The following is a 21245-nucleotide window of genomic DNA, read 5'->3' on the forward strand; positions in this document are numbered from 1 at the left end:
GGGGCGTAGGGCGGGGTGTCCCCACCCCGCCGTTGGTCGTTCCATCCGCAGCCGATGCGCCAGCCGCACGTCGCTTCGTGCGGGGCGCGGCTGGGGATGCGCGCGAGGTCGGCATGAGGTCGACCTGGAGGTCCGGGGTGCGCGTCGGCCCTGAATCGAGCGGCTCGACGCAACCTTCGAAGAATTCGACCCAAACGAGCATGCCCTTCCAGGAGCAGGGCTCGTGCCGAATCGAGAGGGCCCGCGCCGAGGTCCCGGGCGGGGCTGAAGCTGTGGATGGCGGCGCCAGTGGGAACGACGGGCGCACCGCCCGTGTAGCCGCTACTCGCCGGTCGCGGGGCCGGCGATCTTCCTGATGATGCTGGTCGTGGAGTGGCCCTCTTCGGTGGGCACGCGCACGACGCGCCCGCCGCGGGCCCACACGGTCTCGCGCCCGACGATCTGATCGAGCGGCCAGTCGGCGCCCTTCACCAGCACGTCGGGCTGCACGGCGTCGATGAGCGCGGCTGGCGTCGGCTCCGGGAAGATGGTGACGAGGTCGACCACCTTCAGCGCCGCGAGCAACTCGGCGCGCTCGGCGGCCGGGTGCACGGGGCGGTCGGCACCCTTGGCGGCCCGCACCGTGTCGTCGGTGTTGACGCCCACCACCAGGTGATCGCCCTCGGCGCGCGCCGCCGCCAGGTAGCGCACGTGGCCCGGGTGCAGGATGTCGAAGACGCCGTTGGTGAAGACGACCGTCCGGCCGTCGGCCTGCCAGGCCCGCACCTGCGCGACGCACGCCTCCCGGCTCACGACGCGCCCCACCTGCCCGTCAACCCGCGTCATCGTCCTTCATGTGCGGTCGCCAGCCCTCTGGCCCCTGCAACTGCTTCAGGCGGACCGAGGGGCTGAACTGCCAGGTGTGGCGGGGGCGGAAGAAGCCCACGTCCTTGATCGACGACTTGACGCGGAAGGTGTACAGCTGCCGGTGGTAGTCGTACGGGAAGCCGTCGAGCTTGTGGACGGCGAGATCGAGCTTGTAGGTCCCCTCGGTGAGGGCCAGTTCCTCGATCACGAAGTCGGCCCGGCCCTCGCCGGCGAACTCCTGCGCCGACATCTCCTCGATGTTCGTGTTGGTGCCGTAGATGCACACGCCATCGGCGTTGAACAGGCCGATGCCGAACACGAAGTCCTTCACGGCCGCCTTCGCCTTCAGGTGGAGGCGGATGGTCATCGCCTCCCCCGAGTGGAAGACGTGGCCGGGCCTGCCGTCCTGCCCGACGAGTTCGACGCTGGTGATCTCGATGTCGCCCGATCCCCAGCGGCCCGCCTCGGCCTTGAACATGTCGGCTGGCGCTTCCACGTCGCCGGCGGTGACGCCCGGCTGCGACGCGTCGCCCTGTTCCGACGGCACGGAACTGCCGGCCCCGAGATCGACGCGCGCGCGCGCCTTGGCGTCCTGCGACGCGAGGAACGCCTCCTCGCTCTCCTCCACCTCGGTCACGTACGCATCGACGACGCGCTTGGGGTCGCCGACGGCCTTGACCTTGCCCTTGTCGAGCCAGAGGGCCTCGTCGCAGAAGCGCTCCACGAGCCCGAGCGAGTGCGTGACGAGCAGGATGGTCTTGCCGCGGCGCCGGAACTCCGCGAACTTGTCGAGGCACTTGTGGGCGAAGCCCTCGTCGCCGACGGCGAGCACCTCGTCGACGAGCAGCACGTCGGGGTCGACGTGCACCGCGACGGCGAACCCGAGGCGCATGTACATGCCCGACGAGTAGGTCTTGACCGGCGCGTCGATGAACGGCGCGAGCTCGGCGAACTCGACGATCTCGTCGAAGCGGCGTCCGATCTCGGCCTTCGACAGGCCGAGCATGATGCCGTTGATGAAGACGTTCTCGCGCCCGGAGATCTCGGGGTGGAATCCGGCGCCGAGCTCGATGAGCGCGGAGATGCGGCCGTTGACCGTCACCTTGCCGGTGGTCGGCTTGGCGATGCCGGCCACGCACTTGAGCATCGTGCTCTTGCCGCTGCCGTTGCGCCCGATGATGCCGTACGTGCGTCCGGCCTGCACGTCGAACGACACGCCGTCGAGGGCGCGGAACGTCTCGTCGGGGCGGAGGTCGCGCACCAGGCTGCCGGTGAGGATGGCGCTCTTGAGCGTCGCGAACTGCCGCTTGTGCGCGAAGCGACGGTAGATCTTCGTGACGTTGTCGGCGCGGATTGCCAGCGCCGGGGCGTGCGTGCTGCTGGCCATCACACCTCCTCGGCGAACGAGTCGCGCAGCCGGTCGAACAGGAAGTAGCCGAGCAGGAACAGGAGTGCCGATCCAAACGCGATGGCGAGCAGCCAGCGCCAGTGGCCGAAGGGCCCCTCGTAGAACAGGATCTCCTGGTAGGAGACGGCGAAGTGCGACATCGGGTTGGCGTTGAGCACGGCCTTGCTGATCGTGCCGGGCGCCAGGTGCATCGGGTAGATGATCGGCGTGGCGAAGAACCAGAGCGTCAGCAGGTTGCTGAGGATGTCCTTGATGTCGCGGAAGTGCACGGTCAGCGCCGCGAGCAGCAGGCTCAGGCCGAGCGTGAACAGCAACTGCACCGCCACCACCACCGGGAACCACAGCACCTCGACGATGGTGATCGTCGGACGGAACCAGATCAGGAACGCGACGAGGATCGGCAGGCCGAAGAAGAAGTGCATCATGTTCGACAGCACCGAGACGATCGGCAGGATCTCGGCCGGGAACAGCACCTTCTTGATCAGGTTGCCGCCGGACATGAGGCTGTTGGCGGCCTCGGTGAGCGACGAGGAGAACCACGTCCACGGCAGGATGCCGCAGAACATGAAGAGCGCGTACGGCTCGATCTCCGGCGGGTGCGTGCCCGGCAGCACCACCGTGAAGACGAACGAGTACACCACCAGCAACAGCAGCGGGTTGATGAACGACCAGAAGAAGCCGAGGACGCTGCCGCGGTAGCGCGCCTTGAGCTCGCGGGTGACGAGGCTCTGGATCAGGGCGCGATAGCGCACCAGCTGGCGGAGGTTATGGAACATCGATCTCCAGGATCAGCGTGGTGATGTTGTCGGGCCCGCCGGCGCCATTGGCGTCCTCGATCAGCTGCTGGCACGTGCGCTCGAGCGCCTCGCCGGCGCCGAGCACCACCGCGATGCGCTCCTCGGAGATCACGCCGTGCAGGCCGTCCGAGGAGATCAGGACCCGGTCCCCCGGCAGCAACTGCAGCGGCGAGAGATCGACCTCCGGCGCGTCGGACGCCGAGAGCGCCCGCGTCACGACATTGCGCCACGGATGCTGGCGCGCCTCGGCCGCCGACATCAGGCCCATCATGACCTGCTCGGCGACCCACGAGTGATCGTGGGTCAGTTGCTGCAGCACGCCGTCGCGGTGGAGGTAGATGCGGCTGTCGCCGACGTGGCCGATGGCCGTGGCGTCGGCCGCGATCAGCACCGCGGAGGCGGTGGTGGCCATGCCCCGCAGCCGCGGGTTGGTCATGGTCTGGTCGGCGATGGCCCTGGCGGCGCGTTCGAAGCCGGCCTGCAGGCGACGCTCGGCGAGGGTGCAGTTGCGGTCGTCGGGGGCAGCGGCGTCGCCACGCTCGGCGACGGCCTCGATGGTGTCGACGGCGAGGCGCGAGGCGACCTCTCCCGCGACGTGGCCGCCCATGCCGTCGGCGACCACGAACAAGCCGAGGTCAGGCCGGGCGCAGAACGCGTCCTCGTTGGAAGCCCGGCGCCGGCCCGGGTGTGTGGCTGCGGCCCAGCGCACACGCATGGCCGATCAGGGCCTCGGGCACCCGGGCGATCGGGACGGACGCATGCGGATCACTTGCCCCGGGCGCGCGAGGCGACCTGCAGGCGCAGCATCGCCTTGTCGAGGGCCGTGCGCGCGCGTTGATAGTCGAGGTCGGATGCGTTGCGCGCCAGGCGCTCCTCGGCGCGCTTGCGGGCCGCCTCGGCGCGGCCGACGTCGATGTCGTCGGCGAGTTCGGCGACGCGCGAGAGCACCGTGACGGCATCGGGCAGGACCTCGGCCAGGCCGGTGGCGATCGCGAGGACGCGCGTCTCCTGGCCGACCCGGTACGACAGGCGCCCGACGGTGAGGGTGGCGAGCATCGGGGTGTGCCCGGGCAACACCCCGAAATAGCCCTCGCTACCGGGCAGCTCGACCTCGTCGGCCTGGACGCGCACGAGTTCGCGTTCGGGCGTGACGATGCTGAGCGTGAGCTGGCTGGCCATCGATTCCGTTGCCTTCCGCTTACGCCTTCAGGGAGGCGGCCTTCTCGAGCGCCTCCTCGATGGTGCCGACCATGTAGAACGCCTGCTCGGGCACGTCGTCGTGCTTGCCGTCGACGAGCTCCTTGAAGCCCTTGATGGTCTCGGCGATCGTCACGTACTTGCCCTTGAAGCCGGTGAACTGCTCGGCGACGTGGAAGGGCTGGCTGAGGAAGCGCTGGATCTTGCGGGCCCGCGCCACGATCAGCTTGTCTTCCTCCGACAGTTCATCGAGGCCGAGGATGGCGATGATGTCCTGCAGGTCCTTGTAGCGCTGCAGCACCTGCTTGACGCGGCGCGCGACCTCGTAGTGCTCCTCGCCGATGATGCGCGGGTCGAGGATGCGGGAGGTGGACGCGAGCGGGTCGACGGCCGGGTAGATGCCGAGCGACGCGATGTCGCGCGACAGGTTGGTGGTCGCGTCGAGGTGCGCGAAGGTGGTCGCCGGCGCCGGGTCCGTGTAGTCGTCGGCCGGCACGTAGATGGCCTGCACCGAGGTGATCGAGCCCTTCTTGGTCGACGTGATGCGCTCCTGCATCTCGCCCATCTCGGTGGCCAGCGTCGGCTGGTAGCCGACCGCGCTCGGCATGCGGCCGAGCAGCGCCGACACCTCGGAACCCGCCTGCGTGAAGCGGAAGATGTTGTCGACGAAGAGCAGCACGTCCTTGCCTTCGGCGTCGCGGAAGTACTCGGCGACGGTCAGGCCGGTGAGCGCGACGCGCAGGCGGGCGCCGGGCGGCTCGGTCATCTGGCCGTAGACCAGCGCGGCGCGCGACTTGGACGCGTCGTTGACGTCGATGACGCCGCTCTCCTGGAACTCGAGCCACAGGTCGTTGCCCTCGCGGGTGCGCTCGCCGACCCCGGCGAACACCGACACGCCGCCGTGCTTGACGGCGATGTTGTGGATCAGCTCCTGGATGATGACCGTCTTGCCGACGCCGGCGCCGCCGAACAGGCCGATCTTGCCGCCCTGCAGGTACGGCTCGAGCAGGTCGATGACCTTGATGCCCGTCTCGAACATCTCGAGGCGGGTGGACTGCTCGTCGAGCGTCGGCGCGGCGCGGTGGATCGGCCACTGCGTCTCGGAGACGACGGGGCGATCGGGGTAGTCCACCGGCTCGCCGAGCACGTTCAGCACGCGGCCGAGCGTCGCCGGACCGACCGGCACCGTGATGCCGACGCCGAGGTCCAGTGCTTCCATGCCGCGCTGCAGGCCGTCGGTCGGCTTCATCGCGACGGTGCGCACGCGGCCCTCGCCGAGGTGCTGCTCGACCTCCGCGATGATGTCGGTGTGCCCGGTGCCGGCGGCGTCGGGCACGCGCACGCGGATCGCGTTGTAGATGGCGGGCAGGTGCCCGCCCTCGAACTCGATGTCGAGCACCGGTCCGATGATCTGGACGATGCGACCGACCTTGTACTGCTCGGCGTTGGCGTTGGCCATGGTGTCGTCTGTTCCTAGAGCGCCTGCGCGCCCGATACCACTTCGATGATCTCGCGCGTGATGGCGGCCTGCCGTACCTTGTTCATGTACAGCGAGAGCTTGTCCACCATCTCCTGCGCGTTGCGCGTCGCCGCATCCATCGCGGTCATGCGCGCGGCGTGCTCGGCGGCCGCCGACTCGAGCAGCGCGCGGTACATCTGGATCTCCACGTGGCGCGGCACGATCGTCGAGAGGATCTCGTCAGCCGAGGGTTCGTACAGGTAGTCGACCAGCGGGCCCTCGACGCCGCCGTTCTCCGGCGTCAGCCGCGGGATCGGCAACAGGCGCTCGACGACCACCCGCTGGTTCATCACCGACTTGAACTCGTTGTACACGAGGTACACCGAGCTCACCTGGCCGGTGGTGAACTGCTCGATCGCCATCGCCGCCAGGTCCTGGGCGTGCGAGTACTTGACCTGCTGGAAGACGTTGACCGCCTCGTACCGCACGTCCATGCGGCGACGCTTGAAGAAGTCGCGCGCCTTGCGGCCGATCAACCCCATCGCCACCTGCCGGTCGGGCGAGTCCTGCACGAAGGTCGAGGCCTGCTTCACGACGTTGCTGTTGAAGCTGCCGCACAGGCCGCGGTCGGCCGAGATGACGATCAGCAGCGGCGGTGCGCCGGGCTGGCCGGACTCGCGCAGCAGCGGGTGCGCCTCGGGATCGACGCGCCTGGCCACGCTGCTCATCACGCGCAGCGCCTGGTTGGCGTACGGGCGCGCGCCGATGACGCGGTCCTGCGCCCGGCGCAGCTTGCTCGCCGAGACCATCTTCATGGCCTTGGTGATCTGCTGCGTCGACTTGACGGCGCGGACCCGGCGACGGATGTCGATGAGGGAAGGCATGACGCCCTACGCCACTCCCGCCGGCTTCCGTGTGCGCGCCGCGAAGTCCTTCTGGTACTCCTCGGTGGCGTCGATCAGCTCGGCCTCGATCTCCTTGCTGATGTCCTTCTGCTCCATGATGCTCGACAGGATGCCGGGGCGCCGCGTCGCGAGGTGCTGGTGGAAGCCCTTCTCCCAGGCCGGGATGTCGGAGAGCTCGACGCCGTCGAGCATGCCGCGCGTCGCCACGAACAGGATCGCCACCTGGCTGGCCACGGTGAGCGGCTGGTACTGCGGCTGCTTGAGCACCTCGACGAGGCGCACGCCGCGGTGCAGCTGCTGCTGCGTCGCCTTGTCCAGGTCGCTGCCGAACTGCGCGAAGGCCGCCAGCGCGCGGTACTGCGCCAGGTCGAGACGCAGCGAGCCGGCCACCTTGCGCATCGCCTTGATCTGCGCCGAGCCGCCGACGCGCGACACCGAGTTGCCGACGTTGATGGCCGGACGCACGCCCTGGTGGAACAGGTCGCTCTCGAGGAAGATCTGCCCGTCGGTGATCGAGATGACGTTGGTCGGGATGTAGGCCGAGAGGTCGCCGGCCTGCGTCTCGATGATCGGCAGCGCGGTCAGCGAGCCGCCGCCGAGCTGGTCGTTCAGCTTCGCCGCGCGCTCGAGCAGGCGCGAGTGCAGGTAGAAGACGTCGCCCGGGTACGCCTCGCGGCCCGGCGGACGGCGCAGCAGCAACGAGATCTCGCGGTACGCCATCGCGTGCTTCGAGAGGTCGTCGTAGATCACCAGGGCGTGGCGGCCGCTGTCGCGGAAGTACTCGCCCATCGCGCAGCCCGAGTACGGGCTGATGTACAGCATCGTCGCCGGGTCGGACGCCCCCGCGGCCACGACGATGGTGTAGCGCAGCGCGTCGTTCTCCTCGAGCGTGCGGACGATCTGCGCGATCGTCGACTGCTTCTGGCCGATCGCGACGTAGATGCAGATGACGCCGGTGTCCTTCTGGTTCAGGATCGCGTCCACCGCCACGGCGGTCTTGCCGGTCTGGCGGTCGCCGATGATCAGCTCGCGCTGGCCACGGCCGATCGGCACCATCCCGTCGATCGCCTTCAGTCCGGTCTGCAGCGGCTCGCGGACCGGCTGACGATCCACGACGCCAGGGGCGATGCGCTCGATGGGCTCGAAGCGGGTCGAGGCAATCGGCCCCTTGCCGTCCACTGGCTGGCCCAGCGCGTTGACGACGCGGCCGAGCATCTCGTCGCCGACCGGCACCGAGATGATGCGGCCCGTACGACGCACCTGGTCGCCTTCGCGAATCAGCTTGTAGTCCCCGAGCAGCACCGTGCCGACCGAGTCCTCCTCGAGGTTCAGCGCGATGCCGAACACGCCGTGGGGGAACTCGAGCATCTCGCCGGCCATGCAGCGCTCGACGCCCTGGATGCGGGCGATGCCGTCACCGATGGACAGCACCGTGCCGACCTCGGCCACGTCCACGTTGGCCTGGAAGCCGCCAATCTGCTCGCGGATGATGCGGGAGATGTCGTCTGCTTTGATCGAAGTCATACGTCAGCGTTGGTGTGGGAACAGCGGCTCGCGGCAGGATCAGCCCTGCTGGACGAACTGCTCCTTCATGCGGGCGAGTTGGCGGGCGAGGCTGCCGTCGTACACGACACTCCCCACGCGAGTGACGGCGCCGCCGATGACGGCAGGGTCGACGCGCGTCGAGACGGACACCTGCTGGCCGGTTGCCTGGGCGAGCGCATCGCGCAACCGCGCCACGTGATCCTCGTCGAGGGCCACGGCGGTCGTGACCTCGGCGTCGATGCGGCGCTCCTGCCGGTGGACCAGCGCCTTGAGCTCCTTGACGATGCCCGCAAGGCCGGCCGGTTGATGCATCTGGGCCAGGATCAGCAACGTCTGCCGGGCGGCCGGGACCGTGCCGAGCTGGTCGGCGACCTGCTCGATGATCCCCACCTTGACGGAGGCAGGCACGAAGACCGACGTGACCACCTCCCGCAACTCGGCGTTCTCCTGGAGGAGCGCCATGAACTCGACCAACCCGTCGAGCGTGGCACGAGCGGTACCGTGCGGCTGGGTGGCCTGAAACAGCGCCCGCCCCGCCCGCTTGGCGTCGAGCGACGTCATTGCACGTTCCTCATCTGCGCGGCGTACTCATCGACGAGCGCCACCTGCTCCGACGGGGTCAGCGTCTCGCGCAGGCGAGCCTCGGCGACATCGACCGCGAGGGTCGCCGCGTAGGTCCGCAGCTGCCCGCGGGCCATCCGGGTCTGCGACTCGATCTCCTTGCGGGCCTGATCCACCAGGCGGTCGCGCTCGGCCTCGGCGGCCGCACGCATGCGAGCGCGCTCGGCGGCGAGCTCCTCGGCGCCGCGCGTCCGCAGCGCGTCGAGTTCCGCCGGAAGAGCCGCCAGCTTGGCCTCGATCTCGGCGAGACGCTGCGTCGCCAGTTGCCGGGTCTCGGCCGCGTCGACGAGGTCCTTGCGGATCTGGGCGCGGCGGGCGGCGAGATGGTCGGCCAGCGGCTTGCGGCCGAACCAGTACAGGACGCCGGCGAGGATGGCGAAATTGGCGATGCGGGCGAGCGTGACGAGCAGGCTCTCGCCGTGCTCCTCACCGTGACCGCCCTCGGCTGCGCCGTGCGAGGCAGCGGCACCGTGATCGCCGGCCGGCGCCGCGTGGTCGCCGGACGCCGGGGCGTGCTCGGTCGCTGGCGTGGCCTGGGCCGGAGCGCCGTGGCCGTCGGCAGGCGGCGCCTGGGTCTCGTGACCGGGCGTCGCGGGCGTCGGCGATTGCGCAGCGGCCGGGGCGGCGGGCGCTGCGGCGTGCTGGGCGCGGAGCGCGGGGGTCGCCACCGCAAGTGCGGCAGCCACCAGGACCACCGCACCGGTCCGCGTGATCTCGTGTCGCGTCATCGTGAGGCTGCCCATCAGCGCGTGCGCCCCGCCAGCCTGTCGGCCAGTTGCTGACCGAGCTGTCGCGCGTCCTGCTCGAGCTGCGTGCGGGCCTGCGCGGCGTCGGTGGCGAGCGTGAGGCGCGCCTGTTCCAGTTCGCGTTCGGCCTGGCTGCGGGCGGCGCCCACCATCGCGGCGCGCTCCTCCTGGCCCTGCTTCCGCATGTCGTCGAGCTCGCGGTAGAACTCCGCGCGGGCCACCGTCGTCTTCGCGTCGAACTCCTCGGAGGCGCGACGCGCCTCGGCCGCGCTGCGCTCGGCAAGGGATCGCGCCGACTGCACCGCGTCCTCGCGCGCGTGCATCACGCGCAGGAGTGGCTTGAAGAACAGCTGCTGCAGGATGACCGTCAGCAGCAGCACGAACGCAATGACCCACAGGACCGACAGGTCCGGTAACACGGTGCCTCCGGGAGTTAACCGACGTGGACGGGCTCGCCCCGCCGTAGGCAAGGCACGGGCACAGGGGTGAATCAGCGTGCCCGCCGAAACGCCCATTTATACCACTATTGCCAAAACCGGTGCAAATCGTTCACTGGCGGGGCGAGGCGGCCGTCCATCACGCGCCCATCACCACACCCTGCGGGCGCGAAGGCGCGCCTCAGCCGAGCGTCAACCGCACGCGAACCCCGTCGGCGGCCGCGGCCCCGACCCGGCCGACGATCACCGCCATCAGGCCTGCGGCACGCAGTTGCTCCACCATCCGCGGGGCCTGCGCCGGGTCGACCGACGCGAGCAGGCCGCCCGAGGTCTGCGGGTCGAACGCGAGCGCGGCAAGGTCGTCAGGCACGCCGTCGACGCGGATGGCCTCGCCGAAATGCTTGCGGTTGTTGGCCATGCCGCCGGTCTTGTTGGCCAGGGCGAGCTGCCGGGCGCCCGGTAACAGCGGCACGAGGCCCATGTCGATGTCGAGCGTGGCGCTGCTGGCAACCGCCATCTCGCAGCCGTGCCCGGCGAGCCCGAAGCCGGTGACGTCGGTGCACCCGTGCACGGCGCCCGGATGGGCGAGCAGGCATTCGGCAGCGACCCGGTTGGTCTGCGCCATGGACGCCACGGCCGCGGCGACCGTCGGCTGGTCGGCCCTGTCGAACTTGGCCGCAGTGGCGACGACACCGGTGCCGATCGGCTTGGTGAGGATCAGGGCGTCGCCGGGCCTGGCGCCGCCATTGGTCCACACGGCGTCGGGCGCCACCAGGCCGGTGACGGCGTACCCGAACTTGATCTCCGTGTCCTGGACCGTGTGCCCGCCGAGGAGGGCGACCCCGCATTCCTGCAGCACCGACAGGCCGCCGGTGACGATGGCCCGGGCGGTCGCCATGTCGAAGTCCCTGGCAGGAAACGCCGCGATCGCCAGTGCGGTGATGGGTCTTCCGCCCATCGCGTAGACGTCACTGACGGCGTTTGCCGCAGCGATGCGCCCGTAGGCGAACGGGTCGTCGACGATCGGCGTGAAGAAGTCCACCGTCTGCACCAGCGCCGTGTCCCCCACCACGAACACACCGGCATCGTCCGCGTTCCGGTAGTCGACCAGGACACGGGGATCGGTGGGAACGGGCAGGTCGCTCAGCACCTGAGCGAGCTCGCCAGCGGCGAGCTTGCTCGCTCAACCAGCGCAGGCGGCGTAGTCGGTCAGTCTCTTCATGATCACGGGTCGGCAGTCGGCAGTCGGCGGTTGGCGGTTGGCGGTTGGCGGTCAGCGCATACGCGTGAGCGAGTTCTTACGTCTCCGTCAGCAGTTCGTAGAGGCGAATGAGTTCGTCCTCGTTGACGAACTCGATCTCGAGGCGTCCGCCCTTGCCCTTGCGCTGGATGGTGACGCGCGTGCCGAGGACGACGCGGAGGCGTTCCTCGGCCTGGCGGGTGTGGACGTCCTTGACGGGAGCGGGTGGCTTCTCCTCCACCGGCTCGGTGAGCTTCCTGGCGAGCGCCTCGGTGGCGCGCACCGAGAGGCCGCCGGCGATGACCTGGTCGACGGCCTTGATGAGGGCGGCCGGGTCCTCGACGGCGAGGAGGGCGCGGGCGTGGCCCATCGACAGCTCGCCGCCGGCGACCCGCGCCTTGACCTGATCGGGGAGGCGCAGCAGGCGCAGGTGGTTGGCGACGGTGGCGCGGTCCTTCCCCACCGCCGCGGCGATCTGCTCCTGCGTCAGCCCTGATTCCTCGCCGAGGCGCCGATAGGCGAGCGCCTCCTCGATCGGGTTGAGATCCTCGCGCTGGATGTTCTCGATGAGCGCGGTCTGGAGGAGCTTCTCGTCGCTGACGTCGGTGACGTGGACGGGCAACTTCAGCAGGCCGGCGATCTGCGCGGCGCGCCAGCGGCGCTCGCCCGCGACGATCTCGAACCGCTCCCCCTTGCGGCGCACGACGATGGGCTGGACGAGCCCGGTGGTGCTGATCGACTCGGCGAGTTCCTGCAGGCGCGTCTCGTCGAAGCGCGTGCGGGGCTGCAGCGGGTTTGGATCGATGAGATCGAGGTCGATCTCGCGCTGCGCCTGCCGGGGATCGGCCGCGGCAGTGACGGGCACGGGGGCGGCCACCGCGGGGGCGGCGGGCTTCTCGGGGATGAGGGCGCTCAGGCCCCGCCCCAGGGCGGGGCGGCGTTCGGATTTCTGTGCCACGGGTGTCGTCAGGCTTTGGCGGCCGCGGTGCGACGAGGCGCCGCGCCGTTACGGGTCAGGAGTTCGTGGGCGAGCGCCACGTAGGCTTCGGCGCCACGGGAGCGGGGATCGTAGAGCAGCACGGGCAACCCGTGGCTCGGCGCCTCGGCGAGGCGGACGTTGCGGGGGATGACCGTGTCGTACACCTTGGACTCGAAGAACTCGCGGATCTCGCGAGCGACCTGCGCGCCGAGGTTGGTGCGGTCGCCGAACATCGTCAGGACCACACCCTCGACGTCGAGCGCCGGGTTGAGGCCGTTGCGGATCCGGGAGAGCGTCGCCATGAGGTCGGCCAGTCCCTCGAGCGCGAAGTACTCGCAGTGCAGGGGGATCAGCACGGTGTCGGCGGCGACCAGCGCGTTCAGGGTGAGCAGGCCGAGCGAGGGCGGGGTGTCGATGAGGATGAAGTCGTAGCGTTGACGGACGGCCTCGAGCAGGCGCGCCAGGCGTCGCTCGCGCTCCTCGATCGAGACCAGTTCGACTTCCGCGGCTGCCAGGTGTCGTCCAGCGGGCACCAGGTGGAGCTTGTCGACGGCGGTCTGCAGGACCGGCAGGTCCTCGTCGCCCAGCAGGGCCTCGTAGACGGTGTGTTCCGCGCCGGACTTCTGGCCGAGGCCGCTGGTGAGGTTGCCCTGCGGGTCCATGTCGACGACGAGGACGCGCTGGTCGGCCATCGCCAGGGAGGCGGCGAGGTTGATGGTCGTCGTGGTCTTGCCGACGCCACCCTTCTGGTTGGACACCGCGATGATCTTGCTCATGGTCTGGAGCGTCGCCCGGAAGGGCGAACCGGCAGGATACCACCGCGTGAGGGGCACGGTCGCGGGGCGGCGAGCCTGCGAACGGAGGTTCGTTGTCCGCCAGGCCTGTCGTCGACTGGTTGGGCTGAGTTGTCTAGGGAAGCGAGACGTTTGCGCTGGGGTTGGGGCTGGTCGCTGAAGGGGGGGGGAACTGGGTTTGGGCGCCGTCGACCACCGGCGTGCGCAGACAAGAGGCGCCCGCGCCGCTCCGGTTTGGGGGCCGGCGGCGAGGCGTTGACGCGAGTTGCCGCCTGGCGGCCTGGGTGGAACAAGCCGCTGCCGCCGTCGAAGCACACGAACCCCATGGTCCAGGACCCTACCTGGCCGCGCGTGGGACGGCAGCACTCCTGAGGGAAACCCGTCTATCTGGGCCGCGCGCCTCGGCTCAGTGCGGTGTTGTGTTCCACGTGGAACATCTGAAGAGGTTCGATGACATCCTCGTGACGGGTCCAGGCCCAGTATCCGGTCAGCGCCAGCTCCTGGCGGAAACCATCGGGTCGCTCGCAAGCCTTGCTGCCCTAGTCGGGCCGGACCGATGTTCCACGTGGAACATTCCGTCCGATCCCAAGGCTCTGCCGCCCAGCAGGCCGCGTGTCGGCGGACGGTCGATCTACTGACGCCGCTCACCGCCACAGCAAAAAGTTCTGGGGTGTGCGCTCTTGCCCCGCAGGAGTTGGACGCTGGCGCGCAGGAGCGAGCGGCCCACGGCGAGGATGGGCGCCCAGATGTTCCACGTGGAACATTGCCACGTCCGGGCTCAGCCCACCTTACGGATGATGACGAGGTGGCTCTGGAGCGCACTGACGAGCGGGACATCTCGTTCCACTGCGAGCGGTGGAGGCACATCCGGCACGCCTTGAGCGCCACTCAGGAACCAGAGTTGCTGCCCACCAGGGCTCAAGGCATCGCCAAAGAGACGCAACTGTCCGGCGTCGGCCCTGACCGCGCGGATGGACACCACATCGACGCAGCCCTGGAACGTGTGCCTCGAGAGCACCGCCTCGAACCTCGAAGTCTCGACCACGCACCCCTTCAGATCGAGATGACGCGCCACCTCGCGGAGGAACACGCTCTTCCGCGTCTTCACCTCGATCATCGTCAAGTCGAGGTCCGGCCTGGCAATCTTCAGTGGGATCGCAGGCGACCCGCCGCCGGAGCCGACGTCCACCAGCGTCCGGGCGCCGCCATCGATCTGGGCCGCAGCGATCGTCGGCTCCACGATCAGCCGGTCCACGGCAAGGTCGGGATCGTCCAGCGCCGTCAGGTTCATCCGATCGTTCCACTTGTAGAGCAGCGTCAGGTAGCCGACCAACTGCGCCACCTGATGCTCTGACACGCGCAATCCCGCCAGGGCCAACCTGCTCTCGACTCGCTGTCGCGCATCCTGCATGTGCCTGCCAGTGGCTGGGAGATTACCGCGGCCCTCTCGGGCCGGGTGGCCAACGATCACTCCCCTGCCCCGCCTCCGGTGGAAGTGTCGCGAACGAACGACCCGTCAGCGGCGCCAGCCCGGGCGATGGCTGCCGAGATCAGCGCCTGTGCTGCCGGCGTCATCCCGGGAATGCTCCCCGCCTGCCCCACCGTGGCCGGCCGGCGCTCCGTCAGCCGGACCTGCAGTTCCCGCGACAGGCCTGGCAACGACTCGAAGGAGAAGGAGGATGGCACGCGCTGCGCCTCGTAGCGACTGGCGCGGTGCACCTCACGTTCCTGCCTGCGGATGTACCCCACATACCGGCAGTCGGCATCGAGGCTGCTGACGTCGACCGAGGGCGCCACCGGATCGAGCTCGAGGCCGAGCGCTGGTTCAGCCGCGATCAGGCCGGAGAGGCGGATGGACGGGTTGCGCAAGGCCTCCTCCGCGGGAACGCGATCCCCGGAAGGCACGCGGACGAGCGTCGAGCGAAGGCGCTCTCGGTTCCGTGCGTGCCGTCCCTGCCGGTCCACGAACGTGCGCCACCGCTCGTCGCCCACCGTGCCGAGTTCGCGGCCCCGCGGCGTCAGGCGCAGATCGGCGTTGTCGATCCGCAGCAACAGCCGGTGCTCGGCCCGCGACGTGAACATCCGGTAGGGCTCGAGGCAGCCGCGCGTGACGAGGTCGTCGACGAGAATGCCGATGTACGCCTCGTGCCGCCCCAGGGTGAAGGCGGGTCGGCCCTGCGACCGCAGCCCGGCGTTCACCCCGGCGACCCATCCTTGCGCCGCCGCCTCCTCGTACCCTGACGTCCCGTTGATCTGGCCGGCGAGGAACAGCCCAGCGACGCTGCGGACCTCGAGCGTGTGTCTGAGCGCGGTCGGTTGGACGAAGTCGTACTCGACGGCATAGCCAGGCCGGATCAGGCGCGCCTCGGCGAGCCCGGGCAGGGCGCGCACGATCGCCTCCTGCACCTCGGCCGGCAACGACATCGAGTAGCCGTTGATGTACACCTCGTCGACGTCGAGCCCCTCGGGCTCGAGGAACAACTGGTGCGCCTCCTTGTCCGGGAAGCGCATGATCTTGTCCTCGAGCGAAGGACAGTACCGCGGACCGATTCCGGTGATCTGGCCGTTGTACAGCGGAGATTCCGCGATGTGCTCGCGGACCAATCGATGGACGCGCTCGCTGGTCCGTACCGTATGGCACTCGACCTGCGGTTGCGCGAGCGCGGTGGTCAGGAACGACAACGGCACCGGCTCGGCGTCGCCGGGTTGGGGCGTGAGCGCAGAGAAGTCGATCGACGCCCGATGCACGCGTGGCGGTGTGCCCGTCTTCAACCGCCCGCCCGGCAAGCCGAGTGCTCGCACCGAAGCCGCGAGCGACACCGCCGCTGGTTCGTCATAACGACCAGCTGGACGACGGGCCGAGCCGACATGGATGAGGCCGTCGAGGAACGTGCCCGTCGTGACGACCACCTGGGCCGCGCCGATCTCGTGTCCGTCATCGAGGCGCACGCCAAGGACGCGGCCGTCCTCTACGATGAGAGAGGCGACCTGCGCGTAGACGAGCTCGATGCCGTCTGCCCGTTCGAGCCGCCGACGCATGTAGGCGGCATAGAGTCGCTTGTCGGCCTGCGCACGCGGCGCCCAGACGGCCGGCCCCCGACTCCTGTTGAGCAGACGGAACTGGATGCCCGTCGCGTCGATGGCCTCCCCCATCAAGCCGCCGAGCGCGTCGATCTCGCGGACCAGGTGACCCTTGGCCGTGCCGCCGATTGCCGGATTGCACGGCATCTGGCCGATGGTCGCCGGCGACAGCGTGCACACCGCCACCGACGCACCGAGGCGCGACGCCGCCCAGGCCGCCTCGATCCCGGCGTGCCCGGCGCCGATCACCACCACGTCGACCGTCGATGGATACGCGTCAGTCATTGCTTACTCTTAACGGCGCCGGCACGTCGACGGCGCCGGCTACTTGCCGATGCAGAAGCTCGAGAAGATGGCCCGCAGCACCTCGTCTGGCGTCTCGACGCCCCTCAGCGACGCCAGCGACGACAGCGCCTCCTGCAGGTCGGCCAGCACGTACTCCTCCGATCCGCCCTCCTCGGCCATGGCGATCGCCCGCGCCACTGCCGACGCGCAGGCCGCCACCAGGGCCCGGTGGCGCGACCGCGTCAACGACGCGCCATCCACCGGGGCACGACCGAGCAGCGACGCCAACGCGGCCTCGAGCGCCTCGAGCCCGCTGCCCCATTGCACGCTCGTTGCCACCGCATCGGGCGGGCACCAGGCGGGCGGTCCCCCGCGGCCCTGCCAGAGGTCGGCCTTGCTGATCGCCAGAAGGCGGGCTCCGCCTCCGGTCATCTCCGACCACGCCGCCCGCGACGCGGCCTGCTCCGTCTCGTCCGCCGTCCCGTCGACGACGTAGACGACGATGTCGGCCGACGCCACGGCCTCGGTCGCCCGAGCCACGCCCTCGGCTTCGACCGGATCGGACGATGGGCGCAGTCCCGCCGTATCCACGACCCGGATCGGGATGCCGCCGATCTCCATCGGCTCGAGCAGCAGGTCCCTGGTCGTGCCCGCCACCGCCGTCACGATGGCCCGGGGCCGCCTGAGCAGCGCATTGAACAGGCTCGACTTGCCGGCGTTCGGCCGACCAGCCAGCACGACGAGCGCGCCCTCGTGCAACCGCCGGCCACTCTCCGCCGTCGCCAGCAACCGCTCGCACCCGACGTGCACCCGGCGCAGGCGCGCGAGCAGCTCGGCCGGCGTGATGAAGTGGAAGCCCTCGTCCGGGAAATCCAGCGACGCTTCCAGCAGCGCCCGCACGGCCGCGAGTTCGTCACCCAGCGCGACGATCTCGCGGCTCAGTATGCCCTCGAGGTGCGCCGAGGCCATGCGGACCTGTGGCACCGTGGTCGCGGCCACGAGGTCGGCCACGGCTTCGGCCTGCAGCAGGTCGAGCTTGCCGTTGAGGAAGGCGCGGAGGCTGAACTCCCCCGGTTCGGCAAGCCGCGCCCCGGCCCGAAGGCATGCCCGCACCAGGGCGTCGACCACGACGGGGCTGCCATGGACCGAGAACTCCACGCAGTCCTGACCGGTGAAGGACCGCGGCGCCACGAACGTCGTGACGAGGGCCTGCTCGACGATGCCGTCCTCGAGCCGGAGAGCGGCGCGCGTCGCCGCCCGCGTCGTCCACGACGTGCGTCCCGCCAGGGCTGCCGCGACGTCGAGCGATCCCGCACCCGTCAACCGGACCACGGCCAGGGCGCCGCGCCCGGGGGGCGTGGCTGGCGCGACGATCAGGTCATCGGGCGCCAGGGCCATCCCCACCGATCAGCGAGGGGCGATGATGACGGTCTTGACCAGGCCGTCGCCCTGGCTCTCCGACGTGACGTCGGGGTCGAGGGACACCTCGAGGTGCACGAGCCGACGCGAGTAGGAGTTGAGCGGTCCCATCTCCTGCGGCGTCCGCGTCATCTTGGCCTTCTCGATCAGGAACTTCGCCATCTGCCGGAGCTCGGCGTCCTTGCCCTTCCGGAAGTCGAGGCAGTCGACGACGATGCGGCCGTCGCGGCCGGTCTGGTCGCGCCAGATCGAGTTCACCAGGTGCTGCAGCGCGTCGAGCGCCTCGCCCTTGCGACGGACGAGGAGTTCGCCCTCCTCGCCGCTGATGTCGACGCGGACGCCGTCGGCCGAGGCGCCCGACGTGACGGTCACGTTGAGGCCCATGGCACCGACGACGCTGGTGACGAAGGCCGCGATCTGCTCGTGGAGAACCGGTTGCGTGCTCATGACTCGACGTGGCCCGGGATCAGGCCTTCGCCGGCTTTGCCGGCGCGCCCACGATCCGATTGGTGAGGTACTGCTGACCGATGGTGAGCAGGTTGCTGAACAGCCAGTAGATGACCAGGCCGCTCGGCGCCCAGATGAAGAAGAAGGTGAACATCAGCGGCATGATCATCATCACGTTCTTCTGCGCGGGATCCATCCCCGCGGCCGGCGTGATCCACTGCTGCCAGAGCATCGTGGCGCCCATGATCACCGGCGTGATGTAGAGCGGATCGTGCTGCGAGAGGTCGGTGATCCAGAGCATGAACGGCGCGCCGCGCAACTCGATGGCGACGCTGAGCAGCGCATAGAACGCAAACAGCACCGGCATCGTCAGGAGCATGGGCACGCAGCCGCTCGCCGGATTGACCCCGGCGGTCTTGTACAGCTCCATCAGCTCCGTGTTCATCTTCTGGCGGGCCGGGTCGGTGGCCTTCAGGTGCGCGTAGCGATCCTGGATGGCCTTCACCCGCGGCTGGATGTCCTGCATCTTCCGCATCGACACGACGCTCTTGTGGCGCAGCGGGAAGATGGCGATGTTGATGAGGATGGTCAGGACGATGATCGACCAGCCGTAGTTGCCGACGAACCCGTTCACCCACTTGAGGGCGCGCAACAGCGGCACCACCAGCCAGGCGAACCAGCCGAAGTTGATGGTGCGCACCAGCTGCTGGTCCGATCGCATCAACTGGTCGAAGTCCTTGGGACCGAAGTAGAACTTCACCTCGCTCGGCGGCTGCGGGAAGCTCAGGGCGTACGACACCAGGGTCCGCGGACCGGCGGTCGTCTGCACCGCGTGCGTGCCGTAGTCGATGCGCGTCTGCCGCCCGAGGATCGCCGCCCCGAGGAAGTAGTGGTCGTCGACGCCGGCGTACCGGACGTTCCCCTCGACCACCGGCGACTCGGCCAGCTTGGCGGGCGCCGTGCGGGCGATCTTGTCGATGTAGGTGATGGCCTCGGGCGCCTGGTAGTAGTTGCCCGACATGAACCCACCCGACGAGTGGGCACGCTCGATGTCGCCGATGCCGGCGCCCGAGTGGATCGCGAAGTTCTGCGGCTGTCCGTTGCGCAGCACCTGGGCGGCAAAGCCGACGAGGAACGGCTGCCCGTCGCGCTCGAACGTGAACACCTTGGTCGCCCGCACCCCGGACGGGTCCGTGTACTCGAACCGGAGCGTCCGCTCCCCCTTGCCCCGCAGGTCGAGGGTCGTCGCGCTGGGCGTGTACGTGGCGGTGGCGAGCGTGTTGGTGAGCGTCTCGTCGCTGGTCGTCAGCGAGAACGGCGGTCGGGCATTGCTCGCCGTGTCGGGGATGAGGTCGAGCGCGTGCCCGTGCGCCCCCGGGTACTGCTTCAGGGTCCAGCTCAGGAGCACGGCACCGCGCGTCGAGAACTCCGCCTTGAACTGATCGGATTCGACCACCACCTTGGCCGCCGCCGGCACGTCCTTCTCGAGCGGCATCGGCGGGCGCTGGGCCCCGCCGGTCACCGACGCCGGCCCTGACGGGCTTGTCGAAGAGGCGGGAGCGGCGGCAGGAGTGGTCGTCTTCGCGACTGGCGTCGGCTGGCGACGCGGCGCGAAGAAGCTCTGGTACAGCAGCAGGACGGCCAGCGACAGCAGGACGGCCTGCAAGACACGCTTTTCCATGGAGGTCGAACCTGAAGAACCTTGCGAGGTCATCGCGAATGCGGCGGAGGGACGGGGTCGAGTCCCGACCCGCCGAAGGGGTGGCAGCGCGCCAGGCGCCTGAGGGCCAGCCAGGACCCGCGGGCCAGGCCGTGCTGCTCGAGTGCCGTCATCGCGTAGCGGGAACAGGACGGCTCGAAGCGGCAACTGCCGGCAAACAGGGGCGAGAGCATCACCTGGTAGCCCCGGACCAGCGCCATCCCGATCCGTGCGCCGGGTCCGACCTTCACGCCGGCACGTCCGTGGTGGGCAGGAGCGTCACCTTGAGCCGGCGCAGCACCGACAGGAAATCGCCCAGCAGGTCGGCATGGCCGACGCTCTCGAATCCACGGCGGGGAATGACCACCAGGTCGACGCCAGGCATGGGCTTGTGGTGCCGGAACAGGTCGCGGGCCCGCCGCTTGGCGCGATTGCGCGCGACGGCAGGCCCGAACTTGCGCGTCGCCGAGACGCCGAGACGAGCGGCCGGCGCGGTCGACGCACAGGCGAACACCGTCATGTAGCGTCCGTGGTGCTTGCGGCCGTGCTCGTAGGCGTGGAGGAACTCCGGCCGACGACGCACGCGCTCGTGAGGACGAAGCGTGTGCCGCATGGCGGCAGCGGGCTCAGCGCTCCGACGAGACGGTGAGGCGCTTGCGGCCCTTGGCGCGACGGCGCTTCAGGACCAGACGGCCGTTCTTCGTGGCCATGCGCACGAGGAACCCGTGGGTGCGCGCGCGACGGCGGTTGTTGGGCTGAAAAGTACGCTTCATGGCTGCTGGCGATCCGGGAGCGGGACCGGGACTGCCGGGCGCTCCAATGTCGGCGGTCACACCTCGACCGCGAACTGCCGATCCTAGTTCAGGGTCAGGACGCTGTCAATCCCGCACCCGCACGGCTGGCCTTTGTCGGAGGCTGGTCGGCGCTGGTCGACCCCAGCCGGCCGGCATCCGGCAAGCCCTCCTTCGCCCCCGGTCGCCTCGCCCTCTTCGCACGTTGTTTGCTATCCAACGACTGTGCTTTCTGGCGTTCGGACCCTCTGCTACACTCGCGGTCCGGCCGGGGAACACGCCCCTGGCAGGCGACTTTTCCACAGCTGTGGAAAAAACTGTGGAAAAAAATGAGCTTTCGCCTGGCAGTCCGGCGCCCGACCGCGGAAATTCCGGGCCCGGTCAGGTAAGCGAAGAGCAAAACAAGGCAAATTCTTCCGTTTTCAGCGGTTTTCGCCCGGTCACACGCGCGTCACATCTCGGCAATCCCAAGCGAAAGTGGCACCCTGATCCTCGGGGACGGGGCATTGCCGACGCATCCGACGATCCCAGGACGGTCCACACATTCGC

General features: G+C 69.5%; 21 protein-coding genes and 1 pseudogene. All 22 read right to left on the reverse strand.

The genetic code is table 11. From position 1 onward, the window contains the following. Window positions 1-321: 321 nt before the first annotated feature. The 22 genes and pseudogenes from rfaE2 to rpmH all read right to left on the reverse strand — a co-directional run bounded on the left by rfaE2 (window position 322) and on the right by rpmH (window position 20678). On the reverse strand, window positions 322-825 hold the full coding sequence (gene rfaE2, locus TBR22_RS26585; protein ID WP_239490873.1) for a D-glycero-beta-D-manno-heptose 1-phosphate adenylyltransferase: 504 nt from the start codon (window positions 823-825) through the stop codon (window positions 322-324). Continuing rightward, window positions 812-2233 (reverse strand): ABC transporter ATP-binding protein, encoded by a 1422-nt coding sequence (locus tag TBR22_RS26590; RefSeq protein WP_239490874.1) that lies wholly within the window; start codon window positions 2231-2233, stop codon window positions 812-814. The genes rfaE2 and TBR22_RS26590 overlap by 14 nt, the downstream gene beginning before the upstream one ends. Continuing rightward, window positions 2233-3030, reverse strand: coding sequence for an ABC transporter permease (locus TBR22_RS26595; RefSeq protein WP_239490875.1), 798 nt, complete (start codon window positions 3028-3030; stop codon window positions 2233-2235). Before TBR22_RS26595 ends, TBR22_RS26590 begins: the two co-directional genes overlap by 1 nt. Further along, complete coding sequence (locus TBR22_RS26600) at window positions 3020-3766, reverse strand: PP2C family serine/threonine-protein phosphatase (protein ID WP_239490876.1); 747 nt, start codon at window positions 3764-3766, stop codon at window positions 3020-3022. The genes TBR22_RS26595 and TBR22_RS26600 overlap by 11 nt, the downstream gene beginning before the upstream one ends. A gap of 50 nt (window positions 3767-3816) precedes the next feature. Then, complete coding sequence (locus TBR22_RS26605) at window positions 3817-4230, reverse strand: F0F1 ATP synthase subunit epsilon (RefSeq protein ID WP_239490877.1); 414 nt, start codon at window positions 4228-4230, stop codon at window positions 3817-3819. A 19-nt stretch (window positions 4231-4249) separates the two neighbouring features. Then, window positions 4250-5707, reverse strand: coding sequence for a F0F1 ATP synthase subunit beta (gene atpD / locus TBR22_RS26610; protein WP_239490878.1), 1458 nt, complete (start codon window positions 5705-5707; stop codon window positions 4250-4252). 14 nt (window positions 5708-5721) lie between these two features. Continuing rightward, the gene (gene atpG, locus TBR22_RS26615) at window positions 5722-6591 is read right to left on the reverse strand and encodes an ATP synthase F1 subunit gamma (RefSeq protein ID WP_239490879.1); all 870 of its coding nucleotides are present in this window, start codon (window positions 6589-6591) and stop codon (window positions 5722-5724) included. Between the two features lie 6 nt (window positions 6592-6597). Further along, complete coding sequence (gene atpA, locus TBR22_RS26620) at window positions 6598-8136, reverse strand: F0F1 ATP synthase subunit alpha (protein ID WP_239490880.1); 1539 nt, start codon at window positions 8134-8136, stop codon at window positions 6598-6600. A gap of 39 nt (window positions 8137-8175) precedes the next feature. Next, on the reverse strand, window positions 8176-8718 hold the full coding sequence (atpH, locus tag TBR22_RS26625) for an ATP synthase F1 subunit delta (protein WP_239490881.1): 543 nt from the start codon (window positions 8716-8718) through the stop codon (window positions 8176-8178). Continuing rightward, entirely contained in the window at window positions 8715-9521 is an 807-nt protein-coding gene (locus TBR22_RS26630; RefSeq protein WP_239490882.1) for an ATP synthase F0 subunit B, read from the reverse strand. The genes atpH and TBR22_RS26630 overlap by 4 nt, the downstream gene beginning before the upstream one ends. Beyond that, window positions 9521-9943, reverse strand: a complete 423-nt coding sequence (locus TBR22_RS26635) for an ATP synthase F0 subunit B (RefSeq protein ID WP_239490883.1) — start codon at window positions 9941-9943, stop codon at window positions 9521-9523. Before TBR22_RS26635 ends, TBR22_RS26630 begins: the two co-directional genes overlap by 1 nt. Before the next feature lie 199 nt (window positions 9944-10142). Then, window positions 10143-11138 (reverse strand): annotated as a pseudogene (gene selD, locus TBR22_RS26640) (selenide, water dikinase SelD); the annotation flags it as partial. Window positions 11139-11259: 121 nt separating this feature from the next. Next, entirely contained in the window at window positions 11260-12159 is a 900-nt protein-coding gene (locus TBR22_RS26645) for a ParB/RepB/Spo0J family partition protein (RefSeq protein ID WP_239490885.1), read from the reverse strand. Between the two features lie 8 nt (window positions 12160-12167). Beyond that, complete coding sequence (locus tag TBR22_RS26650) at window positions 12168-12956, reverse strand: ParA family protein (RefSeq protein WP_239490886.1); 789 nt, start codon at window positions 12954-12956, stop codon at window positions 12168-12170. 796 nt (window positions 12957-13752) lie between these two features. Further along, entirely contained in the window at window positions 13753-14331 is a 579-nt protein-coding gene (locus tag TBR22_RS26655; RefSeq protein ID WP_239490887.1) for a 16S rRNA (guanine(527)-N(7))-methyltransferase RsmG, read from the reverse strand. 110 nt (window positions 14332-14441) lie between these two features. Further along, window positions 14442-16340, reverse strand: a complete 1899-nt coding sequence (gene mnmG / locus TBR22_RS26660; RefSeq protein WP_239490888.1) for a tRNA uridine-5-carboxymethylaminomethyl(34) synthesis enzyme MnmG — start codon at window positions 16338-16340, stop codon at window positions 14442-14444. 39 nt (window positions 16341-16379) lie between these two features. Continuing rightward, window positions 16380-17738 carry a tRNA uridine-5-carboxymethylaminomethyl(34) synthesis GTPase MnmE gene (mnmE, locus tag TBR22_RS26665; protein WP_239490889.1) on the reverse strand — a complete coding sequence of 453 codons (1359 nt, stop codon included), beginning with the start codon at window positions 17736-17738 and terminating at the stop codon, window positions 16380-16382. A 9-nt stretch (window positions 17739-17747) separates the two neighbouring features. Then, window positions 17748-18206, reverse strand: a complete 459-nt coding sequence (locus tag TBR22_RS26670) for a R3H domain-containing nucleic acid-binding protein (RefSeq protein WP_239490890.1) — start codon at window positions 18204-18206, stop codon at window positions 17748-17750. Between the two features lie 19 nt (window positions 18207-18225). Further along, window positions 18226-19887: a membrane protein insertase YidC gene (gene yidC / locus TBR22_RS26675; protein ID WP_239490891.1), complete on the reverse strand. Its 1662-nt coding sequence runs from the start codon at window positions 19885-19887 to the stop codon at window positions 18226-18228. 29 nt (window positions 19888-19916) lie between these two features. After that, window positions 19917-20156, reverse strand: a complete 240-nt coding sequence (gene yidD, locus TBR22_RS26680) for a membrane protein insertion efficiency factor YidD (protein WP_239490892.1) — start codon at window positions 20154-20156, stop codon at window positions 19917-19919. Next, on the reverse strand, window positions 20153-20518 hold the full coding sequence (gene rnpA / locus TBR22_RS26685; protein ID WP_239490893.1) for a ribonuclease P protein component: 366 nt from the start codon (window positions 20516-20518) through the stop codon (window positions 20153-20155). The genes yidD and rnpA overlap by 4 nt, the downstream gene beginning before the upstream one ends. A 13-nt stretch (window positions 20519-20531) precedes the next feature. Continuing rightward, on the reverse strand, window positions 20532-20678 hold the full coding sequence (rpmH, locus tag TBR22_RS26690; protein WP_239490894.1) for a 50S ribosomal protein L34: 147 nt from the start codon (window positions 20676-20678) through the stop codon (window positions 20532-20534). Between the last annotated feature and the right edge of the window lie 567 nt (window positions 20679-21245).

Origin of the sequence: Luteitalea sp. TBR-22 (assembly GCF_016865485.1) — a bacterium.
In the GTDB taxonomy this organism is placed as follows: Bacteria; Acidobacteriota; Vicinamibacteria; order Vicinamibacterales; family Vicinamibacteraceae; genus Luteitalea.

What these genes read in the sequence shown, in the direction of transcription:
- rfaE2 (WP_239490873.1), bottom strand. Translation starts at nt 825, where the DNA reads ATGACGCGGGTTGACGGGCAGGTGGGGCGCGTCGTGAGCCGGGAGGCG.
- TBR22_RS26590 (WP_239490874.1), bottom strand. Translation starts at nt 2,233, where the DNA reads ATGGCCAGCAGCACGCACGCCCCGGCGCTGGCAATCCGCGCCGACAAC.
- TBR22_RS26595 (WP_239490875.1), bottom strand. Translation starts at nt 3,030, where the DNA reads ATGTTCCATAACCTCCGCCAGCTGGTGCGCTATCGCGCCCTGATCCAG.
- TBR22_RS26600 (WP_239490876.1), bottom strand. Translation starts at nt 3,766, where the DNA reads ATGCGTGTGCGCTGGGCCGCAGCCACACACCCGGGCCGGCGCCGGGCT.
- TBR22_RS26605 (WP_239490877.1), bottom strand. Translation starts at nt 4,230, where the DNA reads ATGGCCAGCCAGCTCACGCTCAGCATCGTCACGCCCGAACGCGAACTC.
- atpD (WP_239490878.1), bottom strand. Translation starts at nt 5,707, where the DNA reads ATGGCCAACGCCAACGCCGAGCAGTACAAGGTCGGTCGCATCGTCCAG.
- atpG (WP_239490879.1), bottom strand. Translation starts at nt 6,591, where the DNA reads ATGCCTTCCCTCATCGACATCCGTCGCCGGGTCCGCGCCGTCAAGTCG.
- atpA (WP_239490880.1), bottom strand. Translation starts at nt 8,136, where the DNA reads ATGACTTCGATCAAAGCAGACGACATCTCCCGCATCATCCGCGAGCAG.
- atpH (WP_239490881.1), bottom strand. Translation starts at nt 8,718, where the DNA reads ATGACGTCGCTCGACGCCAAGCGGGCGGGGCGGGCGCTGTTTCAGGCC.
- TBR22_RS26630 (WP_239490882.1), bottom strand. Translation starts at nt 9,521, where the DNA reads ATGGGCAGCCTCACGATGACGCGACACGAGATCACGCGGACCGGTGCG.
- TBR22_RS26650 (WP_239490886.1), bottom strand. Translation starts at nt 12,956, where the DNA reads ATGAGCAAGATCATCGCGGTGTCCAACCAGAAGGGTGGCGTCGGCAAG.
- mnmG (WP_239490888.1), bottom strand. Translation starts at nt 16,340, where the DNA reads ATGACTGACGCGTATCCATCGACGGTCGACGTGGTGGTGATCGGCGCC.
- mnmE (WP_239490889.1), bottom strand. Translation starts at nt 17,738, where the DNA reads ATGGCCCTGGCGCCCGATGACCTGATCGTCGCGCCAGCCACGCCCCCC.
- TBR22_RS26670 (WP_239490890.1), bottom strand. Translation starts at nt 18,206, where the DNA reads ATGAGCACGCAACCGGTTCTCCACGAGCAGATCGCGGCCTTCGTCACC.
- yidC (WP_239490891.1), bottom strand. Translation starts at nt 19,887, where the DNA reads ATGGAAAAGCGTGTCTTGCAGGCCGTCCTGCTGTCGCTGGCCGTCCTG.
- rnpA (WP_239490893.1), bottom strand. Translation starts at nt 20,518, where the DNA reads ATGCGGCACACGCTTCGTCCTCACGAGCGCGTGCGTCGTCGGCCGGAG.
- rpmH (WP_239490894.1), bottom strand. Translation starts at nt 20,678, where the DNA reads ATGAAGCGTACTTTTCAGCCCAACAACCGCCGTCGCGCGCGCACCCAC.